This window comes from Klebsiella sp. 141203 (assembly GCF_032601985.1).
Lineage (GTDB): Bacteria > Pseudomonadota > Gammaproteobacteria > Enterobacterales > Enterobacteriaceae > Klebsiella > Klebsiella aerogenes.
This window is the reverse complement of sequence record NZ_JAQIRL010000001.1, coordinates 1,332,267-1,353,416: the sequence shown is the minus strand read 5'-3', so window position 1 is coordinate 1,353,416 and position 21,150 is coordinate 1,332,267. Positions and strand designations below refer to the sequence as shown.

General features: G+C 56.2%; 14 protein-coding genes and 1 pseudogene. 7 read left to right on the top strand and 8 right to left on the bottom strand.

Translation table 11 applies throughout. From position 1 onward, the window contains the following. Positions 1-16: 16 nt before the first annotated feature. From PGR29_RS06450 to PGR29_RS06440, 3 genes and pseudogenes are all read left to right on the top strand, one after another. Positions 17-439: pseudogene (locus PGR29_RS06450) on the top strand (ISNCY family transposase); the annotation flags it as partial. Positions 440-722: 283 nt separating this feature from the next. Then, positions 723-1,265, top strand: coding sequence for a YfaZ family outer membrane protein (locus PGR29_RS06445; protein ID WP_087860120.1), 543 nt, complete (start codon positions 723-725; stop codon positions 1,263-1,265). A 94-nt stretch (positions 1,266-1,359) separates the two neighbouring features. Next, positions 1,360-2,559 carry a nicotinamide mononucleotide deamidase-related protein YfaY gene (locus PGR29_RS06440; protein WP_316424273.1) on the top strand — a complete coding sequence of 400 codons (1,200 nt, stop codon included), beginning with the start codon at positions 1,360-1,362 and terminating at the stop codon, positions 2,557-2,559. 1 nt (position 2,560) lies between these two features. Here the strand turns inward: PGR29_RS06440 and glpC are convergent, their stop codons facing one another. From glpC to glpA, 3 genes are read right to left on the bottom strand one after another with little or no spacing between them, the layout of a single operon-like run. After that, a complete protein-coding gene (gene glpC, locus PGR29_RS06435; protein ID WP_316424272.1) occupies positions 2,561-3,748 on the bottom strand; it encodes an anaerobic glycerol-3-phosphate dehydrogenase subunit GlpC in 1,188 nt (395 codons plus the stop codon). After that, positions 3,745-5,004 carry a glycerol-3-phosphate dehydrogenase subunit GlpB gene (gene glpB, locus PGR29_RS06430; RefSeq protein ID WP_316424271.1) on the bottom strand — a complete coding sequence of 420 codons (1,260 nt, stop codon included), beginning with the start codon at positions 5,002-5,004 and terminating at the stop codon, positions 3,745-3,747. Before glpB ends, glpC begins: the two co-directional genes overlap by 4 nt. Further along, positions 4,994-6,616: an anaerobic glycerol-3-phosphate dehydrogenase subunit A gene (gene glpA, locus PGR29_RS06425; protein ID WP_308958263.1), complete on the bottom strand. Its 1,623-nt coding sequence runs from the start codon at positions 6,614-6,616 to the stop codon at positions 4,994-4,996. Before glpA ends, glpB begins: the two co-directional genes overlap by 11 nt. Positions 6,617-6,886: 270 nt before the next feature. Here glpA and glpT point away from each other — a divergent pair, with 270 nt between their 5' ends. Continuing rightward, on the top strand, positions 6,887-8,233 hold the full coding sequence (gene glpT, locus PGR29_RS06420; RefSeq protein WP_316424270.1) for a glycerol-3-phosphate transporter: 1,347 nt from the start codon (positions 6,887-6,889) through the stop codon (positions 8,231-8,233). Between the two features lie 9 nt (positions 8,234-8,242). Next, a complete protein-coding gene (gene glpQ / locus PGR29_RS06415; protein WP_316424268.1) occupies positions 8,243-9,313 on the top strand; it encodes a glycerophosphodiester phosphodiesterase in 1,071 nt (356 codons plus the stop codon). Between the two features lie 462 nt (positions 9,314-9,775). Here glpQ and yfaE read toward each other — a convergent pair whose 3' ends face one another. The 4 genes from yfaE to ubiG all read right to left on the bottom strand — a co-directional run bounded on the left by yfaE (position 9,776) and on the right by ubiG (position 14,621). Continuing rightward, positions 9,776-10,030, bottom strand: coding sequence for a class I ribonucleotide reductase maintenance protein YfaE (gene yfaE / locus PGR29_RS06410; protein ID WP_015365617.1), 255 nt, complete (start codon positions 10,028-10,030; stop codon positions 9,776-9,778). Further along, positions 10,030-11,160, bottom strand: coding sequence for a class Ia ribonucleoside-diphosphate reductase subunit beta (gene nrdB, locus PGR29_RS06405; RefSeq protein WP_015365618.1), 1,131 nt, complete (start codon positions 11,158-11,160; stop codon positions 10,030-10,032). The genes yfaE and nrdB overlap by 1 nt, the downstream gene beginning before the upstream one ends. A gap of 100 nt (positions 11,161-11,260) precedes the next feature. Continuing rightward, positions 11,261-13,546 carry a class 1a ribonucleoside-diphosphate reductase subunit alpha gene (gene nrdA, locus PGR29_RS06400; RefSeq protein ID WP_015365619.1) on the bottom strand — a complete coding sequence of 762 codons (2,286 nt, stop codon included), beginning with the start codon at positions 13,544-13,546 and terminating at the stop codon, positions 11,261-11,263. Between the two features lie 346 nt (positions 13,547-13,892). Then, positions 13,893-14,621, bottom strand: coding sequence for a bifunctional 2-polyprenyl-6-hydroxyphenol methylase/3-demethylubiquinol 3-O-methyltransferase UbiG (gene ubiG, locus PGR29_RS06395; protein ID WP_045391407.1), 729 nt, complete (start codon positions 14,619-14,621; stop codon positions 13,893-13,895). Between the two features lie 146 nt (positions 14,622-14,767). On the opposite strand from ubiG, the gene gyrA reads away from it, so the two are divergent. Both gyrA and rcsC read left to right on the top strand, forming a co-directional pair. Then, entirely contained in the window at positions 14,768-17,401 is a 2,634-nt protein-coding gene (gene gyrA, locus PGR29_RS06390) for a DNA topoisomerase (ATP-hydrolyzing) subunit A (RefSeq protein WP_045391405.1), read from the top strand. A 131-nt stretch (positions 17,402-17,532) separates the two neighbouring features. Next, positions 17,533-20,385 (top strand): two-component system sensor histidine kinase RcsC, encoded by a 2,853-nt coding sequence (rcsC, locus tag PGR29_RS06385; protein WP_213794358.1) that lies wholly within the window; start codon positions 17,533-17,535, stop codon positions 20,383-20,385. A 114-nt stretch (positions 20,386-20,499) separates the two neighbouring features. Here rcsC and rcsB read toward each other — a convergent pair whose 3' ends face one another. Further along, the gene (gene rcsB, locus PGR29_RS06380; RefSeq protein ID WP_015365624.1) at positions 20,500-21,150 is read right to left on the bottom strand and encodes a response regulator transcription factor RcsB; all 651 of its coding nucleotides are present in this window, start codon (positions 21,148-21,150) and stop codon (positions 20,500-20,502) included.

Genomic DNA, 21,150 nt, shown 5'->3' with positions numbered 1-21,150 from the left:
TGCTAAGTTAAGCGAAATGCTTGAGTTGCTGCAAAAGCATATCCGGCAACGCGATATGATGGAACTGCAGGAGCAACTAGCCAGCCTGTTGGCGCTGGGATACACTAGCCGCAGGCAGCTCAGGACGCGGCTTCACTATTTATTGCAGGCAGGAAATGCCGCCGATCCGGTCGCCTTTTTACGTAATCTTGCGCAAAATGTCCCCAGACGGCCGCATAAGGAGACGCTAATGAACATTGCCCAGTTTCTGGAACAACGCGGCCATCAGCAAGGCCATCAGCAAGGCCTTGAGCAGGGCCTGCAACAAGGTCTTGAACAGGGAGAACAATTGGCTGCGCAACGTATTGCCCAAGCGATGCTGGAAAACGGGCTTGACCTGGCGCTGGTGGCGAAGCTGACGGGGCTTGCGCCGGAGCGTCTGGCCCTGCTCGCCCATTAATTTTTCTGCTTCCTTCAAACGGCCTGCGCGACGGCGATCGCGCAGGTTAATATAGATTTATTTAATCAATACAACTCAATTCAATATAATTCTGATGAATTTAAATTCGGCAGAATTTGCATTCTTTCGCAACTGCGCGTCGGTATTGATGTAAAAAGACGCAACTGGTTACACTCTTGTGAAAAATCATTTCGCCAGGTCATTGATTCCTGACGGGTGCGCAGTAGAATTTTCTGGTTTTTTCGGGACTTCTTTGATTCTTCTTTTCTGGATAGAGTAAATAATGAAAAAGAGCATTTTTATGGCCCTGGCCGGGGTAATGATGGTTTCCTCGGCGGCCCATGCTATTAGCGTTACTGGCGAAGCCGGCGAGCACTATACCAACCTCGGCGTTGGCTTCGGTACCGAATCCACCGGCCTTGCTATTTCCGGCAACTGGTTGCATAGCGATAACGACGGCGACGCCGCGGGTTTAGGTCTGGGTCTGAATATTCCGCTGGGACCATTCCTGGCGACCGTGGGCGGCAAAGGCATCTACACCAATCCGAAGCAGGGCGATGAAGGTTACGCGGCCGCGGTCGGCGGCGGCCTGCAGTGGAAAATTGGCGATAGCTTCCGTCTGTACGGCGACTATTACTACTCGCCTGATTCCCTCTCCAGCGGCATCGAGAGCTATGAAGAAGCGAACGTCGGCGCCAGCTGGACCATCATGCGTCCGCTTAGCATCCAGGCAGGTTATCGCTACCTGAACCTGGCGGGCAAAGACGGCAACCGTGATAACACCATCGCCGACGGTCCGTACATCGGCGCCAGCGCCAGCTTCTAATCCTCCGGCGCGGCCATCCGCCGCGCCAAATTTCTTCGTCGCCAGCCCGCGCCTTTGCGCTATAGTAATTCGACTTATCAGGCTGGAGTTCATAATGCTACAAGTGGAAATGCTGTCCACCGGCGATGAAGTGCTGCATGGGCAGATTGTCGATACCAATGCCGCCTGGCTGGCGGATTACTTTTTTAATCAGGGTTTACCGTTAACGCGCCGCAATACCGTCGGCGATGACCTCGACGCGCTGGTGGCTATTCTGCGCGAACGCAGCGAACAGGCGGATGTGCTGATCGTGAATGGCGGTCTGGGGCCGACCAGCGACGATCTTAGCGCGCTGGCGGCCGCGACGGCGAAAGGCGAAGGGTTGGTCCTCAACGCTGAATGGCTGGAGACGATGACGCGATTCTTTGCCGAACGCGGTCGGCCAATGGCGGAAAGCAATCGCAAGCAGGCGGAAATCCCCGCCAGCGCCGAAATGATCAATAATCCGGTGGGCACCGCCTGCGGGTTTGCCGTACAGCTCAACCGCTGCCTGATGTTTTTCACCCCCGGCGTACCGTCTGAATTCAAAGTTATGGTCGAGCAGGAGATCGTACCGCGCTTACGTGCGCGCTTCACGCTTCCGTCGCCGCCTGTCTGTCTGCGTTTAACCACCTTCGGACGTTCGGAAAGCGAGTTGGCGCAAAGCCTCAATCACCTGCAGCTCCCCCCTGGTGTGGTGATGGGCTACCGCTCGTCAATGCCGATTATCGAGCTAAAACTAACCGGTCCTGCCGAGCAGCGCGATGCCATGCTGGCGCTGTGGCCAGAAGTGCGTAAGGTAGCCGGAGAGAGCCTTATCTTCGAGGGCACGGAAGGGTTACCGGCACAGATCGCGCGCTGCCTGCAGGAGCGTCAGCTTAGCCTGACCTTGAGCGAACAGTTCACCAGCGGCCTGCTGGCGCTGCAGCTGAGGCGGGCGAACGCGCCGCTTCTCGCCAGCGAAGTGGTGCCGGCGCAGGAGGAGACGTTAGCGCAATCGGCGCGCTGGGCCGCCGAGCGGCGCGTAAACCATTTTGCCGGACTGGCGTTGTCGGTCAGCGGTCAGGAGGCCGATTACCTGAACTTTGTGCTGGCGACGCCGGAAGGTACGCACGCGCTGCGGGTTAAGTTCAGCGTGAATCGTCATGGGCTGGCGGTGCGACAAGAAGTGTGCGCCATGATGGCGCTGAATATGCTGCGCCGCTGGCTCAACGGTAAGCCGGTCAGCGGCGAGCATGGCTGGATTAACGTCGTCGAGACGCTGTTTATCGACTGACTCAGGCAGGCGCCCCCAGCGCCTGCGCCAGCAGAGTAATGGGATGTTCGCAGCGCTTGCTGGTGGACATCTCTATCTGCCATTTGCAGGTTTCGCAATCGGTAATCACTACGTCCGCGCCGCTCTCTTCAATCTGGCGAAATAATGGCGCGCCAATGGCCTGCGCCGACAAATAGTTTTCCGACTTAAAGCCGAAGGTGCCGGCGATACCGCAGCACTGCGAATCCAGTACTTCCAGCTGTAGGCCCGGGATTTGGCGCAAAAGCTCAAGGGTGTATAGCGACCAGCCCATTTTTTCCATATGACATGGGGTGTGATAGACCACCTTCAGCGGCAGCGGGCGCAATGGAAGGGTTTTGCCGGCATTGAGCTGTTTCCAAATCCAGCGGGTCGCTAACTCCACCCGATCCCGCAGATCGCTGTTATCGATATCCAGGAGATGGGGATATTCATCGCGCAGGGTAAAAGTACAGGTTGAAGAGGTGGCGATGATCGGCAACGCGTTTTCGCGCATGGCGGCGACGTTGCTGTGCGCTTGCTTGCGCGCTTTGTCAAAAAAGCCGTTGGCGATAAGCGGGACGCCGCAGCATTTTTCTTTCGATAAGAGCTGCACGCCGGTACCCAGCGCGTTGACGACGCGAATCAGATCCTTACCCAATTGCGGGTGGTTATAGTTGACGTAGCAGCCATGGAAGAAAGCCACCTGCTCGCTGTACTGCGCCTGTTTGGCGGCGAGCTGGCGATAAGCGCGGCGGAAGGTGCCGAAGCCATATTTCGGCAGCGTGCGGCGATGGTCGATTTTCAGCGCGGTGTCGAGCAGGCGGCGCACCGGTTTTAACCCCGTAGTGGCGTTGACCAGCGGCGCGAAAGGCGTGGAAAGGGTGCCCATCAGATCGGTATGGCTGAGGATGGCATCGCGCAGAGTCGGTTTTTGTTGGCTGTACTGCGCACGCGCGCGTTGAATAATATCGCCGATTTTCACATCAGACGGACAGGCCACCTCGCAGCGTTTGCAATTAATACAATATTTCAGCGCATCGTCGTACAGCGCGCCATCTTTCAGACGCAGACGTTCGCCGTCCGGCCCCGCCTGTTTCGGGCCGGGATAGCGCGGATTTACCCGGCTCACCGGGCAGGCGGTGGTACAGACCGTGCATTTTATGCAGCTTTCAAAGCGGGTATCGTTCATGACCGGCCTCCTGCAAGGGTGTGGATCTGTCTGGCGGCATGCAGCGCGGTGACGGCGCAAACGCCGCCGCCGCAGCCGAGTTGAATGGCATCGAAACCGCCGAGCAGCGAGCCGATAGCGAAAAGATTACTCAGCGGCTGGCCGAGCAGGTGTGGGCGTAGCATGGGGTCCGTCTTCAAACCAAAGCGCTGCCACGGTTGTGACGCGAAGAAATCACGCTGATACCAGCTATCGCGCGCCAGCGTTTGCTGCAGATCGAGGCCGAGGATCGGTTCGCGCACGCTATCACGCGTGGCGACGAGTCCGTTACTGAAAAAGCTTCCGCTCGCCAGCACGGTAAAGCGCGGGCGCAGCGCGATATCGCCGTGATTTCGCGTCCAGACGGCCTCGACGGCGCCCTGCTGATGGCTGATTTTCACCACTTCGTCACCGGCAAGCCAGGTACCACCGGTGCGGATGAACTGACGCTGAAGCTGGCTATGCAGGCGCATCCCCGGCACCGAAGGCGGCAGCGTCGGCAGCAGGCGCAGCGAGCAGGGCAGATGTTCCTGTAGCCAATGCCAGAGGCGATTATCCGCGAGCCCAAAACAGGCGGGCATTATCAGCAGTTCGTACTCTTGCGCTAGCGGCAGCAGCGCGGACTGCAGGGCAGGCCACAGGTTTTCATCATCAAGCACGCGGGCGATGTTGGCGGCACGGAACTCCGTAGGGTTATCGCGCAGCACATCAAGCAGCGGTAAATCAATCTCCGCGGCGGAGGCGTCCACTCCGCTCTGTCCGAGGGCGGCGGCGGCCAGGTGCGGTTGAAAATCGGCAAAACCGCTAATCCCCACCATGCATACGCGCTGCTGCGCGATGGGCGCCAGCGGAACCTCTTCGGGCGACAGCCACGCCGGGCGCAACGTTCCCAGCGGCGTCACCCGCAGATGCGGTCGGCGCGCTTCGCCTTGCATGTTCGCGCCGCAGGCGGCCAGCAGCGCTTCGGCCTGCCTGGCGTATTCGAACACCGCGTCGGCACCGAGACGGGAGTAGGGGTGTTCAGGAAGCTGAACGGCCAGTTGCTGAAGACCTTGTGCGATATCAGTGACGGTATCGCCGTTCGGCAGCGCCGAGAGCAGGTCTAATGAAGCAGAGGAAAAGTGCAGCGCGCTTTGCCCGCGGCTGATTATCACGCAGCGTAGGCCGTACTGATTCAGCGCCAGTCCGCACAGTAGCCCGGCCAGCCCGCCGCCGACGATTGCGCAATCAAATTTCATCCTGATGTTCCTTTTGCAGTCCGCATAAGCCGAGGTAGACCCAGCGGGTAAATTCACTTTCGCGCAGCGCGTCACCCCAGGCGATGGGCTGAACGCCTTTCCAGCGTTCATTGAGAAATTCCGACAGCTGAGTTAACGACTGCGCCGGTGTGGCGACGTTGAAGCGCTGTAGCAGCCCGGCGGCGCGGCAGGCGCACAGTTCCCCCTGGCAGGTGCCCATACCGACTCGGGTACGACGGCGCAGGTCGAGCAGATTCTTCACCGCCAGATTCTCTACCGCGTACTGCACTTCCCCGGCGGTGACCGCTTCACATTCACAGACCAGGCTGCGGTGCTGGCGGCTGTCGCCGAGCCATGCCGGGGTGCGGTCGCCGTGGCGATAGACCGCCGACCCGCGCAGCGGCGTCGGTAGCGAGATAATCTTTTTCAGCGTGGTTTCTGTGGCTTCCTGCGAGCCCGGCAGCGGACGCTCCGCGGTGCGGCACGGCTCAGTATTGCCGAGTTTGCGGCAGACGGCGTCGCTGGCCCATTCCGCCATCAGACGGTAGGTCATCAACTTACCGCCGGTGATGGTGATAAAGCCTTCCATACCGTCGCGCGCGGCGTGGTCGAGCAGCACAATACCGCGGCTGACGCTGCGCCCACTGGGGTCGTCATCGCTGGCGACCAGCGGACGGACGCCGGAGTAAGCGCGTAGCACCCGGGTGCGCCCCATGATCGGCGCCAGTTTTTCCCCTTCGCGCAGCAGCGTATCGACCTCTTCCGTCGTCACCCGGTTATCGTCAATTTCGTCATAAGGAATATGCGTCGAGGTGGTGCCAATCAGCGAGATGGTATCGCCGGGCACCAGAATATCGGCATCCGCCGGCTTGCGGCAGCGGTTAATCACCTGATTATTAATACGATGGTCGAGGATCAGCAGCGAGCCTTTTGCCGGGAACATGGAGATGCGCAGATCGGCGTATTCCGCGATGCGTTGGCCCCAAATTCCGGCGGCGTTGACCACCACCTGTGCGCGCATGCTACGCGCTTCGCGACGTTGATGATCGTAGATCTGTACGCCGTACACACGATCGCCCTGACGTAGCAGGCCGGTAACCTCGCAGCCGGTGAGGATCTGCGCGCCGTGTTCGCGGGCGTCGAGCATATTAGCGGCCGTCAGGCGGAACGGATCGACGGTGCCGTCCGGTACCTGTACGGCGCCAAGCAGCGTCGGGTTGACCGCGGGTTCCAGACGCAAAGCTTCAGCGGGGGTAAGCGGTTTGGCATCGATACCGGCCTGCTGACAGGCGTTGATGAAGGTTTGCTGCCAGGCCATGTCATCTTCAGGCAGGGTGATAAACAGCCCGTTGGTGGGTTCAATGCAGTGGCGGGCGATGCGACGTAAAATGCGATTCTCGCTGATACATTCGCGTGCGGATTCGCTATCGGTAACGGCATAGCGCGCGCCGCTGTGCAACAGACCATGGTTGCGGCCGGTGGCGCCGGTGGCGATATCGTGCCGCTCAATCAACGCCACACGTAACCCGCGCAGGGCGCAGTCGCGGGCGATTCCCGCGCCGGTGGCGCCGCCGCCAATAATCAGCGCATCAAATTCTTGCGTCTCGGCCATCTTCCGGTCCTCTACTTTCGTTTTACACCATTTAGCCATACCAATAGTGTGGAATGTTTGATTTCGAGCATATTTGCGCGCAATTCGAGCGTTTGCTGTGATTTTGTGCTCACATTGGAAAATTTTGTCATATATCTGTAACAAAATGTGCGATATTTCACAGTATTAGTTCTACGCTTTGCCTACCATCGCGACCTAATTAGAAGTGCGTGAATAAATTAGATTTTTTGCGTCGATGTCAGTGAAACAGCAATGGCCACGGAGGCTGATATGTTAAGTATTTTTAAACCCGCAGCGCATAAAGCGCGTTTGCCGGCGGCGGAAATCGACCCGTTGTATCGTCGATTACGCTGGCAGATCTTTATTGGCATCTTCTTCGGTTATGCCGCTTACTATCTGGTTCGTAAGAACTTTGCGCTGGCGATGCCTTATCTGATTGAGCAGGGGTTCTCTCGTGGCGACCTCGGTTTCGCGCTTTCGGGTATCTCCATCGCCTACGGATTTTCGAAATTCATCATGGGATCGGTCTCCGACCGCTCGAATCCGCGCATTTTCCTGCCCGCAGGGTTAATTCTGGCGGCGCTGGTGATGCTGGTGATGGGCTTCGTGCCGTGGGCGACTTCCAGCATCATGATCATGTTCGTATTGCTGTTCCTTTGCGGATGGTTCCAGGGGATGGGGTGGCCGCCGTGTGGTCGTACCATGGTGCACTGGTGGTCGCAGAAAGAGCGCGGCGGGATTGTCTCAGTGTGGAACTGCGCGCATAACGTCGGCGGCGGCATTCCGCCGCTGCTGTTCCTGCTGGGGATGGCGTGGTTTAACGACTGGCACGCGGCGCTGTATATGCCGGCTTTCGGCGCGATCCTGCTGGCGATTTTTGCCTTCGCGATGATGCGCGATACCCCGCAGTCCTGCGGTCTGCCGCCGATTGAAGAGTATAAAAACGACTATCCGGATGACTATAGCGAAAAGCACGAAGAAGAGCTGACGGCGAAGCAGATCTTTATGCAGTACATTCTGCCGAACAAACTGCTGTGGTACATCGCTATCGCTAACGTCTTCGTTTATCTGCTGCGCTACGGCATTCTGGACTGGTCGCCGACCTACCTGAAAGAGGTCAAACACTTCGCGCTGGATAAATCCTCCTGGGCCTACTTCCTGTATGAGTACGCGGGCATTCCGGGCACCCTGTTGTGCGGCTGGATGTCGGACAAAGTATTTAAAGGCAACCGCGGCGCAACCGGCGTGTTCTTTATGATCCTGGTGACGATTGCCACCGTCGTTTACTGGCTGAACCCTCCGGGTAATCCGGGCGTCGATATGGCCTGTATGATCGTCATTGGCTTCCTGATTTACGGCCCGGTAATGCTGATCGGTCTGCATGCGCTGGAACTGGCGCCGAAAAAAGCTGCCGGCACCGCTGCGGGCTTCACCGGTCTGTTCGGTTATCTCGGCGGTTCTGTAGCCGCGAGCGCCATTGTTGGCTATACCGTCGATTTCTTCGGCTGGGATGGCGGCTTCATGGTGATGATTGGCGGTAGCGTACTGGCGGTTCTGCTGCTCATTATCGTCATGCTTGGCGAGCGTCGTCATCATCAACAACTGAAACAAGCCTAAGGAGCGGCGATGAAAATGAAACTTACCGCGCTAATGAGCGGAATGATTTTGGCCAGTTCAGCGCTGTGCTTCAGCGCGACAGCCGCTGATAAAATTGTCATCGCCCACCGCGGCGCCAGCGGGTATCTGCCGGAACATACCCTGCCGGCGAAAGCGATGGCTTACGCTCAGGGGGCGGATTACCTTGAGCAAGACCTGGTCATGACCAAAGACGATCGGCTGGTGGTGTTGCATGACCACTATCTCGATCGGGTGACTGATGTTGCGCAGCGTTTCCCGCAGCGGGCGCGTAAAGATGGCCGTTTTTACGCTATCGACTTTACCCTGGCCGAGATTAAGTCGCTGAAGTTCACCGAAGGTTTTGAGCCGAAAGATGGTAAGAACGTGCAGACCTATCCCGGGCGTTTCCCGATGGGTAAATCCGATTTCCGCATTCATACCTTTGAAGAAGAGATTGAGTTTGTGCAGGGGCTGAATCATTCGACGGGGAAAAATATCGGTATCTACCCGGAAATCAAAGCGCCGTGGTTCCACCATCAGGAAGGCAAAGATATTGCCGCCAGCACGCTGAAGGTGCTGAAGGAATATGGCTACACCAGCAAGCAGGATAAGGTTTATCTGCAGTGTTTTGACGCCAACGAGCTCAAACGCATTAAGAATGAGCTGGAGCCGAAGATGGGTATGGATCTCAATCTGGTGCAGCTCATCGCCTATACCGACTGGAATGAAACGCAGCAGAAACAGGCCGATGGTAAATGGGTGAACTACAGCTATGACTGGATGTTCAAGCCGGGGGCGATGACGCAGATTGCGCAGTACGCCGACGGTATCGGCCCGGATTACCATATGCTGGTAGCGGAAGGCTCGAAGCCGGGCACGGTGAAGCTGACGGCGATGGTAAAAGAGGCGCACGCCAGCCATCTGCAGGTGCATCCGTATACCGTGCGCGCGGATCAGTTGCCGGAGTACGCCACTAACGTTAATCAGCTCTATGACGTGCTGTATAACCAGGCGGGCGTCGACGGCTTGTTTACCGATTTCCCGGATAAAGCGGTGCAGTTCCTGGACGCGAAACACTAAAAAGCCGGGTGGCGGCTACTCCTTACCCGGCCTACGGTCTGTGCGGCCTGCCTTTAATTTATCCACCATGCTGGCTGAAACTGCCGGTGTTGGTGGCCTCAAAATCGCTGAGACGTTCCCGGCAGGCCGGGGCAGCCCGCATGGATGCGGGCTGAGGGCCGTGTTTTGCACGGACGCAGCCTCGGCCCGACCCGAAGCCTACAGGGATAAGTCGAAGGAACCACGAAGTGGCGATTTTGGCGGCCAGAGCCCGGGAGTACAGAGGGCGGCGGCGACTGGCCGCCCTTTGTGCGCTCCCTGCGCCACGGAAAACATATTGCAGAAAAATTAAACGGGAGCGCAATATCCTCTGCAGCGACATGCGGTAAACGTTTTTCTCAAGCGAAAAAGTTGCAAACCGATAACAGTATCTACGAACTGCGGTTTTGTAGGTCAGGTAAGCGTAGCGCCACCTGACAACACTTACATCTCGATCTCAATATCGCCTTTCGCCCGGCAGCAGCAGGGCAAAATTTCTCCCGGCTGGATAAACGCCAGCGGTTCTGTCAACCAGTCAACCTGGCCTGACACCAGACGCGTGCGGCAGGAACCGCAATAGCCTTCGCGGCACTGATACTCCACGTCGATGTTATGCGATTCAAGAGCGGCCAACAGGGAAGGATGTTCATCCTGACACTCAAGGCGAGTGTCAGAAATCCTCAAGAAAATCCGCTTCATTACAGCTGGAAGTTGCTCAGATCGTCGGCATCGACTTCAGAATCGATCTGGCCGACGAGATAAGAGCTGACTTCCACTTCCTGCGGCGCGACCTGAACGTTGTCGGAAACCAGCCAGGTGTTGATCCATGGGATCGGGTTGGAGCGGGTCTGGAACGGTAGATCGAGGCCCACCGCCTGCATGCGGATATTGGTGATGTACTCGACGTACTGGCAGAGAATATCTTTGTTCAGGCCGATCATCGAGCCGTCGCGGAACAGATAGTCCGCCCACTCTTTTTCCTGCTGCGCCGCCAGCACGAACAGGTCATAGCACTCCTGTTTGCACTCTTCGGCGATTTCCGCCATTTCCGGATCGTCGCTGCCGGAGCGCAGCAGGTTCAGCATATGCTGAGTGCCGGTCAGGTGCAGCGCTTCATCTCGGGCGATCAGGCGAATAATTTTGGCGTTACCTTCCATCAGCTTGCGTTCGGCAAAGGCGAAGGAGCAGGCGAAACTGACGTAGAAGCGGATCGCTTCCAGCGCGTTGACGCTCATCAGGCATAGATACAGTTTCTTTTTCAGCTCGCGCAGATTCACGGTCACGGTTTTGCCGTTGACGGTGTGAGTGCCTTCGCCCAGCAGATGCCAGTAGCTGGTCATTTCGATCAAAGAATCGTAATAGTGAGAGATGCCTTCCGCGCGTTTCTGGATCTGCTCATTGGTCACGATATCGTCGAACACCGTCGCCGGGTCGTTGACGATGTTGCGGATAATGTGGGTGTAGGAACGCGAGTGGATCGTCTCTGAAAAGGCCCAGGTTTCCACCCAGGTTTCCAGTTCCGGGATGGAAATCAGCGGCAGCAGCGCGACGTTCGGGCTACGGCCCTGGATGGAATCGAGCAGCGTCTGATATTTCAGGTTGCTGATAAAAATATGCTTTTCATGTTCCGGCAGCGCCTGATAGTCGATGCGATCGCGCGAAACGTCGACTTCTTCCGGGCGCCAGAAGAAGGAGAGCTGCTTTTCAATCAGTTTTTCAAAGATGTCATATTTTTGCTGATCGTAGCGGGCCACGTTAACCGGCTGGCCAAAAAACATCGGCTCAAGCAGTTGATTGTTTTTCGTCTGTGAAAAAGTGGTGTATGCCATGAGTGGGTCCTGTTGAGATTGTATCGCCCGGCAACACTGCGTTTGCCGGGCCTACAAAACCGTAGGCCGGGTAAGCATCGCGCCACCCGGCAAAAATACCTTAGATCTTACATGCGCCGCTTTCGCAGCCGTCGTCCTGAATTGACGGCGCCAGGTCATCCTGGGCGTCTTCCGCGCCATCACGGGTGTTGTGATAGTACAGCGTTTTCACGCCGAATTTATAGGCGTTAAGCAGGTCTTTCAGCAACTGTTGCATCGGCACTTTTCCGGACGGGAAACGCGTCGGGTCGTAGTTGGTGTTGGCGGAAATCGACTGATCGATGAACTTCTGCATGATGCCGACCAGCTGCAGATAACCGTCGTTATTCGGCATTTCCCACAGCAGTTCGTAGGCGTTCTGCAGATTTTCGTAATCCGGAACGACCTGGCGCAGGATCCCGTCTTTCGACGCTTTGATGCTCACGTGGCCGCGCGGTGGTTCGATGCCGTTGGTGGCGTTGGAGATCTGCGAAGAGGTCTCAGACGGCATCAACGCGGAGAGTGTGGAGTTACGCAGGCCGTGGGTTTTGATGGATTCACGCAGCTGCTCCCAGTCGAAATGCAGAGATTCGCTCACGATCGCATCCAGGTCTTTCTTGTAGGTATCGATCGGCAGAATACCCTGTGCGTAGGTAGTTTCATTGAACCACGGGCAGGCGCCTTGTTCGATAGCCAGTTCGTTGGAGGCCTTCAGCAGATAGTACTGAATGGCTTCGAACGTTTTGTGCGTCAGATTGTTGGCGCTGCCGTCGGAGTAGCGCTTGCCATGTTTCGCCAGATAGTAAGCGAAGTTGATAACGCCGATGCCCAGCGTACGACGACCCATCGCGCCGCGTTTGGCCGCCGGGATTGGGTAATCCTGATAATCCAGCAGGGCATCCAGCGCGCGCACCGCCAGTACCGCCAGGTCTTCCAGCTCGTCGAGGCTATCGATGGCGCCAAGGTTGAACGCCGACAGCGTGCACAGCGCGATTTCGCCATTTTCGTCGTTCACATCGTCCAGCGGTTTGGTCGGCAGGGCGATTTCCAGGCACAGGTTAGACTGGCGCACCGGCGCGACAACCGGGTCGAACGGGCTGTGGGTGTTGCAGTGGTCAACGTTCTGGATATAGATACGGCCGGTAGAGGCGCGTTCCTGCATCATCAGTGAGAACAGCTCAACGGCTTTAATACGCTGTTTGCGGATGCTGTCGTCTTTTTCGTATTTCGTGTACAGACGTTCGAACTCATCCTGATCGGCGAAGAACGCATCGTACAGGCCAGGAACGTCGGACGGGCTGAACAGGGTGATGTCCTCGCCTTTCAGCAGGCGGGTGTACATCAGCTTGTTGATCTGCACGCCGTAGTCCATGTGGCGAACGCGGTTGGCGTCGGTGCCGCGGTTGTTTTTCAACACCAGCAGGCTTTCGACTTCCAGATGCCACATCGGATAGAAGAGGGTGGCCGCGCCGCCGCGAACGCCGCCTTGCGAGCAGGATTTCACCGCGGTCTGGAAGTGCTTATAGAACGGGATGCAGCCGGTGTGGAAGGCTTCGCCGCCGCGGATCGGGCTACCCAGCGCACGAATGCGGCCGGCGTTGATACCGATACCGGCGCGCTGGGAAACGTATTTCACAATCGCGCTGGAGGTGGCGTTGATCGAATCCAGGCTATCGCCGCACTCAATCAGCACGCAGGAGCTGAACTGACGAGTTGGGGTACGCACGCCGGACATGATCGGCGTCGGCAGCGAAATTTTAAAGGTGGACACCGCGTCATAGAAACGCTTGATGTAGTCCAGACGGGTCTCACGCGGATAGTTAGAGAACAGGCAAGCCGCGACCAGAATATAGAGGAACTGGGCGCTTTCATAGATTTCGCCGCTGACGCGGTTCTGCACCAGGTATTTACCTTCCAGCTGCTTAACGGCGGCATAGGAGAAGTTCATATCGCGCCAGTGGTCGATAAAACCGTCCATCTGCTGGAACTCTTCTTCCGTGTAGTCTTCCAGCAGATGATGATCGTATTTACCTTTTTCGACCATGTTTACCACATGGGTGTACAGCGCTGGTGGTTCAAACTGGCCAAACGCTTTCTTGCGCAGGTGGAAAATCGCCAGTCGCGCGGCGAGGTACTGGTAGTCCGGCGCATCGCGGGAGATCAGGTCCGCTGCGGCCTTAATAATAGTCTCGTGGATGTCGGCGGTTTTGATGCCGTCATAGAACTGAATATGTGAACGCAGTTCTACCTGAGAAATCGAAACGTTATTCAGTCCTTCTGCCGCCCAATCTAGTACGCGATGGATTTTGTCGAGATTGATACGCTCGGTGCTACCGTCGCGCTTTGTCACCAGCAGACTCTGATTCATGTGGTTTTTACCTGTCCGTGAGAAAAAATATCCCCCCATTTATCCACAGCCAGTCGTTGTGACTAACTCTGTGGATAAATACTATATGTAGGGGGTTGTCGATAAAAAGAACGCTATATGGTGAGTTATTTTAGTAAGGATTCTTTTGAGTACAAGGGTTGATTTTGACGCTAATTTGAGGTTGCGCAGGCGTAATAATCGCTAAGTCCACGCCGTATAAGGCCTGGAGAAGAAGTCAATAAAACAGAAAAAAAAATCAAAATTTGATCGAGTGCTGATTTCTTCGTCGGAAGGGAAAATTGCGCAGCTTGATGCCGCGCAATCATCATCATAAAAACGTATGACGTTATGCTTTTTTCGCCGTTGTATGCAACATATAGTTAACATCAACGCCCGGCGCCAGCTTGAAGGTATTGGTGAGCGGATTGTAATGCAGGCCGGTGATGTGCTGCTCTTTCAGAGAAGTCTGATCGATCCAGCCGATGAGCTCCGCCGGCTTGATAAACTTCTTCACGTCATGCGTACCTTTTGGCACCATTTTCATCACGTATTCCGCGCCGACCACGGCCATCAGCCAGGCTTTGCCGTTGCGGTTAATGGTCGAGAAGAAGACCTGGCCGCCGGGCTTCACCAGTCGCGCGCAGGCATGCACGACCGACTGTGGATCAGGGACGTGCTCGAGCATCTCCATACAGGTGACGACGTCGTACTGTTGGGCGTGCTTCGCCGCGTGCTCTTCGACGGTCTCCTGCACATACTCCACCTGAACGCCGCTCTCCAGGGCGTGCAGTTTTGCGACCTGCAGCGGCTCGAAGCCCATATCCAGACCGGTGACCGTGGCACCTTCGCGCGCCATGCTTTCGGCGAGGATGCCGCCGCCGCAGCCGACATCAAGCACTTTTTTGCCGAACAGGCCGCCGGAGCGTTCGGCAATATAGCCAAGGCGCAACGGGTTGATGCGATGCAGCGGTTTGAACTCGCCTTCTAAATCCCACCAGCGCGAGGCGACGGCTTCAAATTTGGCGATTTCATTGTGATCAACGTTGGGGGCCACCGACGGTTTTTCGGCATTCATGGGCGCTTTTACTCCTTTTCTGTTCTGACCTGCGAGTATATCAGCAGACTGCCACGAATAAACCGTATTGCTTTACCTCTATTACGACGGCTGTGTTATAATTTGCGACCTTTGAATCCGGGACACAGTAGAGGGATAGCGGTTAGATGAGCGACCTTGCGAGAGAAATTACACCGGTCAACATTGAGGAAGAGCTGAAAAGCTCGTATCTGGATTATGCGATGTCGGTCATTGTTGGCCGTGCGCTGCCGGATGTCCGAGATGGCCTGAAGCCGGTACACCGTCGCGTACTATACGCCATGAACGTATTGGGCAATGACTGGAACAAAGCCTATAAAAAATCAGCCCGTGTCGTTGGCGACGTAATCGGTAAATACCACCCGCATGGTGATACCGCCGTTTATGACACCATCGTACGTATGGCGCAGCCGTTCTCCTTGCGTTATATGCTGGTCGATGGCCAGGGTAACTTTGGTTCTGTCGATGGCGACTCCGCCGCAGCGATGCGTTATACGGAAATCCGTATGTCGAAGATCGCTCATGAGCTGATGGCCGATCTCGAAAAAGAGACGGTTGATTTCGTCGACAACTATGACGGCACGGAGAAAATCCCTGACGTCATGCCGACAAAAATCCCTAACCTGTTGGTGAACGGTTCTTCCGGTATCGCCGTAGGTATGGCGACCAACATTCCGCCGCATAACCTGACGGAAGTGATCAACGGCTGCCTGGCGTACGTTGATAACGAAGACATCAGCATTGAAGGGCTGATGGAACACATTCCGGGCCCGGACTTCCCGACCGCCGCTATCATTAACGGCCGTCGCGGTATTGAAGAGGCCTATCGTACCGGTCGCGGTAAAGTTTACATTCGCGCGCGCGCGGAAGTCGAAGCTGACGCGAAAACCGGTCGTGAAACCATTATCGTGCATGAAATTCCGTATCAGGTGAACAAAGCGCGCCTGATTGAGAAAATCGCCGAGCTGGTGAAAGAAAAACGCGTTGAAGGCATCAGCGCGCTGCGCGACGAATCTGACAAAGACGGTATGCGTATCGTTATCGAAGTGAAACGCGACGCGGTGGGTGAAGTGGTTCTTAACAACCTCTACTCCCAGACCCAACTGCAGGTTTCTTTCGGTATCAACATGGTTGCGCTGCACCACGGTCAGCCGAAGATCATGAACCTGAAAGACATCATTGCGGCGTTTGTTCGTCACCGCCGCGAGGTTGTCACTCGTCGTACTATTTTCGAACTGCGTAAAGCGCGCGACCGTGCGCATATCCTTGAAGCGCTGGCGATTGCGCTGGCTAACATCGATCCGATCATTGAACTGATTCGCCGCGCGCCGACGCCGGCGGAAGCAAAAGCGGGTTTAATCGCGCGTTCATGGGATCTGGGCAATGTCTCCGCGATGCTGGAGCGCGCCGGCGATAACGCCGCACGTCCGGAATGGCTGGAGCCGGAGTTCGGCGTGCGTGACGGCCAGTACTATCTGACCGAACAGCAGGCCCAGGCGATTCTGGATCTGCGTCTGCAGAAACTGACCGGTCTGGAGCATGAAAAACTGCTCGACGAGTACAAAGAGCTGCTGGATCAGATCGCCGAGCTGCTGCACATCCTGGGCAGCGCCGATCGTCTGATGGAAGTTATTCGCGAAGAGCTGGAGCTGGTTAAAGAACAGTTTGGCGATGCGCGTCGTACCGAAATCACCGCCAACAGCGCTGATATCAATATCGAAGACCTGATTAACCAGGAAGATGTTGTCGTGACCCTGTCGCACCAGGGCTATGTGAAATATCAGCCGTTAACCGACTACGAAGCGCAGCGTCGTGGCGGTAAAGGCAAATCGGCAGCGCGTATTAAAGAAGAAGACTTTATCGACCGTCTGCTGGTGGCCAACACCCATGACACGATCCTCTGCTTCTCCAGCCGTGGTCGTCTGTACTGGATGAAAGTGTATCAGTTGCCGGAAGCAAGCCGCGGCGCGCGTGGTCGGCCGATCGTCAACCTGCTGCCGCTGGAAGCTGACGAGCGTATCACCGCAATCCTGCCGGTTCGCGAGTACGAAGAGGGCGTTAACGTCTTTATGGCGACCGCCAGCGGTACCGTGAAGAAAACGGCATTGACCGAGTTCAGCCGTCCGCGTTCTGCCGGTATCATCGCCGTCAATCTGAACGAAGGGGACGAACTGATCGGCGTCGATCTGACTTCTGGTCAGGACGAAGTGATGCTGTTCTCCGCCGCCGGTAAAGTGGTGCGCTTTAAAGAAGACGCCGTTCGCGCGATGGGTCGTACCGCAACCGGCGTACGCGGCATCAAGCTGGCGGGCGAAGATAGCGTGGTGTCGCTGATTATTCCTCGCGGCGAAGGCGCTATCCTGACCGTGACGCAAAACGGTTACGGCAAGCGTACTGCGGCAGCAGAGTATCCGACCAAGTCACGTGCGACGCAGGGCGTTATCTCTATTAAGGTCACCGAACGTAACGGTTCAGTGGTCGGCGCCGTGCAGGTCGATGATTGCGACCAGATCATGATGATCACCGATGCGGGCACCCTGGTGCGTACTCGCGTTTCTGAAGTGAGCATCGTGGGTCGTAATACTCAGGGCGTGATTCTGATCCGTACCGCGGAAGATGAAAACGTTGTTGGCCTGCAGCGCGTGGCTGAACCGGTTGACGACGAAGAACTGGATGCCATCGACGGCAGCGTAGCGGAGGGCGATGATGATATCGCGCCGGAAAACGATGCTGACGACGACATCGCCGAAGACGAAGAGTAATCGTCGCAGGTAAATGTTCTGAAAGGGCCGGGTATTATCCCGGCCCTTTTTGCATTAACATTGCGGCAAAGCCCATTTACCGCTACTTTAACCCCATTCTGTTGAGCCCCTGACGACCGAGCATTACCCCATTGAAATATCTTGCCTCGTTTCATACGACCTTAAAGGTTTCTCGTTATCTGTTCAGAGCGCTGGCGGTTCTGCTATGGATGCTGATTGCTTTTGTCTCCGTGTTTTATATCGTTAACGCGCTGCATGAACGGGAATCGGAAATTCGTCAGGAGCTGAATCTTAACGCCGACCAGGCGCAGCGCTATATCCAGCGGACTGCGGATGTCATTAAAGAGCTGAAGTACGTCGCAGGCAACCGCGCGGCGACCGGGAGCGAGGGCAGCGCGGCGCTTGCCAACAGCGGTAATATCACTATCCCAAATTTTGAACCGCTGTATCCGGATTCCGACTGCAGCGCAATGAGCGGCGCCTGGCGTAATTCGCTGCAATCGCTGGCGTGGTTCATGCGCTACTGGCGCGATAATTTCTCCGCCGCCTACGACCTGAACCGTATTTTTTTAATTGGCAGCGACAACCTCTGCATGGCTAATTTTGGCCTGCGCGATATGCCGCTGGAGCGCGATCAGGCGCTGAAGGTGCTGCATCAGCGTATCGAACAATATCGCGATGCGCCGCAAAACGAGCGCGGCAATAACCTGTTCTGGATTAGCCAGGGCGTGCGTCCGGGCGTCGGCTATTTCTATGCGCTGACGCCTATTTATATGGCCAACCGCCTGCAGGCGATGCTCGGCGTTGAGCAGACTATCCGCATGGAGAGCTTCTTTACGCCAGGCAGCCTGCCGATGAGCGTGACGATTCTCGATGATAACGGCCAGCAGCTCATTTCTCTTGCCGGGCCGGATAACAGCATTAAACCGGAAACCCGCTGGATGCAGGAGCGGATGTGGTTTGGCTATAGCTCTGGTTTCCGCGAACTGGTGCTGAAAAAGAGCCTGCTGCCGTCATCGCTGAGTATTGTCTATTCGGTTTCCGTCGATCAGGTGCTGGAGCGTATCAGGATGCTGATCCTCAACGCTATCGTATTGAATATCCTGACCGGCGCGATCCTGTTCGCGCTGGCGCGCATGTATGAACGGCGGATATTTATTCCGGCGGAAAACGACGCCCAGCGTCTGGAAGAGCATGAGCAGTTCAACCGTAAAATCGTCGCCTCCGCGCCGGTTGGGATCTGTATTCTGCGTACTCAGGACGGCACTAACATACTGAGTAACGAACTGGCGCATAACTATCTGAATATGCTGACTCACGAAGACCGCCAGCGGCTCACGCAGATTATCTGCGGCCAGCAGGTCAATTTCGTCGACGTGTTAACCAGCAACAACACCAACCTGCAGATTAGCTTTGTGCACTCGCGCTATCGTAATGAAAACGTAGCGATATGTGTGCTGGTGGATGTTTCCGCCCGAGTGAAAATGGAAGAGTCGCTGCAGGAGATGGCCCAGGCGGCGGAGCAGGCCAGCCAGTCGAAATCGATGTTCCTCGCCACCGTCAGCCACGAGCTGCGTACGCCGCTGTACGGTATTATTGGCAACCTCGATCTGCTGCAGACAAAAGCGTTGCCGAAAGGGGTCGATCGGCTGGTGACGGCGATGAATAACTCCTCCAGCCTGCTATTGAAGATTATCAGCGATATTCTCGACTTCTCGAAGATTGAGTCTGAGCAGCTCAAAATCGAGCCACGAGAGTTTTCGCCGCGCGAGGTTATGAATCATATTTCGGCGAACTATCTACCGCTGGTGGTGCGCAAGCAGCTTGGGCTGTACTGCTTCATCGAGCCGGATGTTCCGCAAACGATGATAGGCGACCCGATGCGCCTGCAGCAGGTCATCTCCAACCTGCTGAGTAACGCCATTAAATTTACCGATACCGGCTGTATCGTGTTGCACGTCCAGCGCGCCGGCGACTATCTGCAAATTAGCGTACGTGACACCGGAGAGGGGATTCCGGCGAAAGAAGTTGTGCGCCTGTTCGACCCGTTCTTCCAGGTCGGTACCGGGGTGCAGCGTAATTTCCAGGGCACCGGCTTGGGGCTGGCTATCTGTGAAAAACTCATCAGCATGATGGATGGCGACATTGCCGTGGAAACTGAACCCGGCATGGGCAGCCGTTTCACCATCCGCATTCCGCTATATGGCATGCAGCAGATGCCGGCGCTGTTGGCCGATCGGCACAGCAACAGCACCTGCTGGCTGGCGATTCATAACACGTCACTGGCGCTGTTTATCGAATCGCTGCTGCAATATCATGGCCTGACGGTACGGCAATTTGCTGGCCAGACACCGGCCGCTGACGATATTTTATTAACCGATGATGAACTCAGCGAGCGTTGGTCGGGAAGCGCAGCGGTGATCTTCTGCCGTCGCCATATCGGCATCCCCGTTGAGCGCGCGCCTGGGGAGTGGTTGCATAGCGTAACCACGCCGCATGAGCTCCTGCCGTTGCTGGGACGCCTGCTGCATCTGGCGCTGGCGGCGGAAGAGAATGGTCCGGCGCTATCGGCCCACGACGCGCCAACGGTCAGCAATGACGACATGATGATTCTGGTGGTCGACGATCACCCGATTAACCGCCGCCTGTTGGCTGACCAGCTTGGCTCACTGGGTTATCAATGCGTGACGGCCAATGATGGCGTCGATGCGCTTAACGTCCTCAGTAAACAACATATTGATATTGTTCTCAGCGACGTGAACATGCCAAATATGGATGGCTACCGTCTGACGCAGCGGATCCGGCAACTGGAGATGACTCTGCCGGTGATTGGCGTGACGGCTAACGCACTGGCGGAAGAAAAGCAGCGCTGCCTGGAGTCGGGAATGGATAGTTGTCTGTCAAAACCGGTGACGCTGGATATCCTCAAGCACACGCTGGCCACCTATGCCGCACAGGTACGTAAGGCCAGAACAACAAGCTGAAGTCGCACTCCATGGCGTTGAGATCTCCCCGGAGCGCGATGCTTTCCGGGGTGGGGACATAAAGCTTCAGAATGGCCCGGAAACGGCGGCTTGCCGCCATCCGGGAAAAGTGAATTACTCTTTATCCGTTGAGGTGAGAGAGACGGAAGAGAGATAGTTCAGCAGCGCAATATCATTTTCGACGCCCAGCTTCATCATTGCCGATTTCTTCTGGCTACTGATGGTCTTGATGCTGCGGTTCAGTTTTTTGGCGATCTCGGTGACCAGGAAGCCTTCAGCGAACAAACGCAAAACTTCACTCTCTTTTGGCGACAGGCGTTTGTCGCCATAACCGCCGGCGCTGATTTTTTCCAGCAGGCGGGAGACGCTTTCCGGAGTAAACTTTTTGCCTTTCTGCAGCGCGGCCAGCGCTTTCGGCAGGTCGGTCGGGGCCCCCTGTTTCAGCACGATCCCTTCAATGTCGAGATCCAGCACTGCGCTGAGAATAGCCGGGTTGTTGTTCATGGTCAGAACGATAATTGACAGCTCAGGGAAATGGCGTTTGATGTATTTGATCAGAGTGATCCCATCGCCATATTTGTCGCCAGGCATCGACAAGTCGGTAATCAGGACGTGCGCGTCAAGCTTAGGAAGATTGTTAATCAGAGCTGTGGAATCTTCAAATTCGCCAACAACATTCACCCACTCGATCTGCTCAAGTGACTTGCGAATGCCGAACAGTACGATCGGATGGTCATCGGCAATAATTACGTTCATATTGTTCAT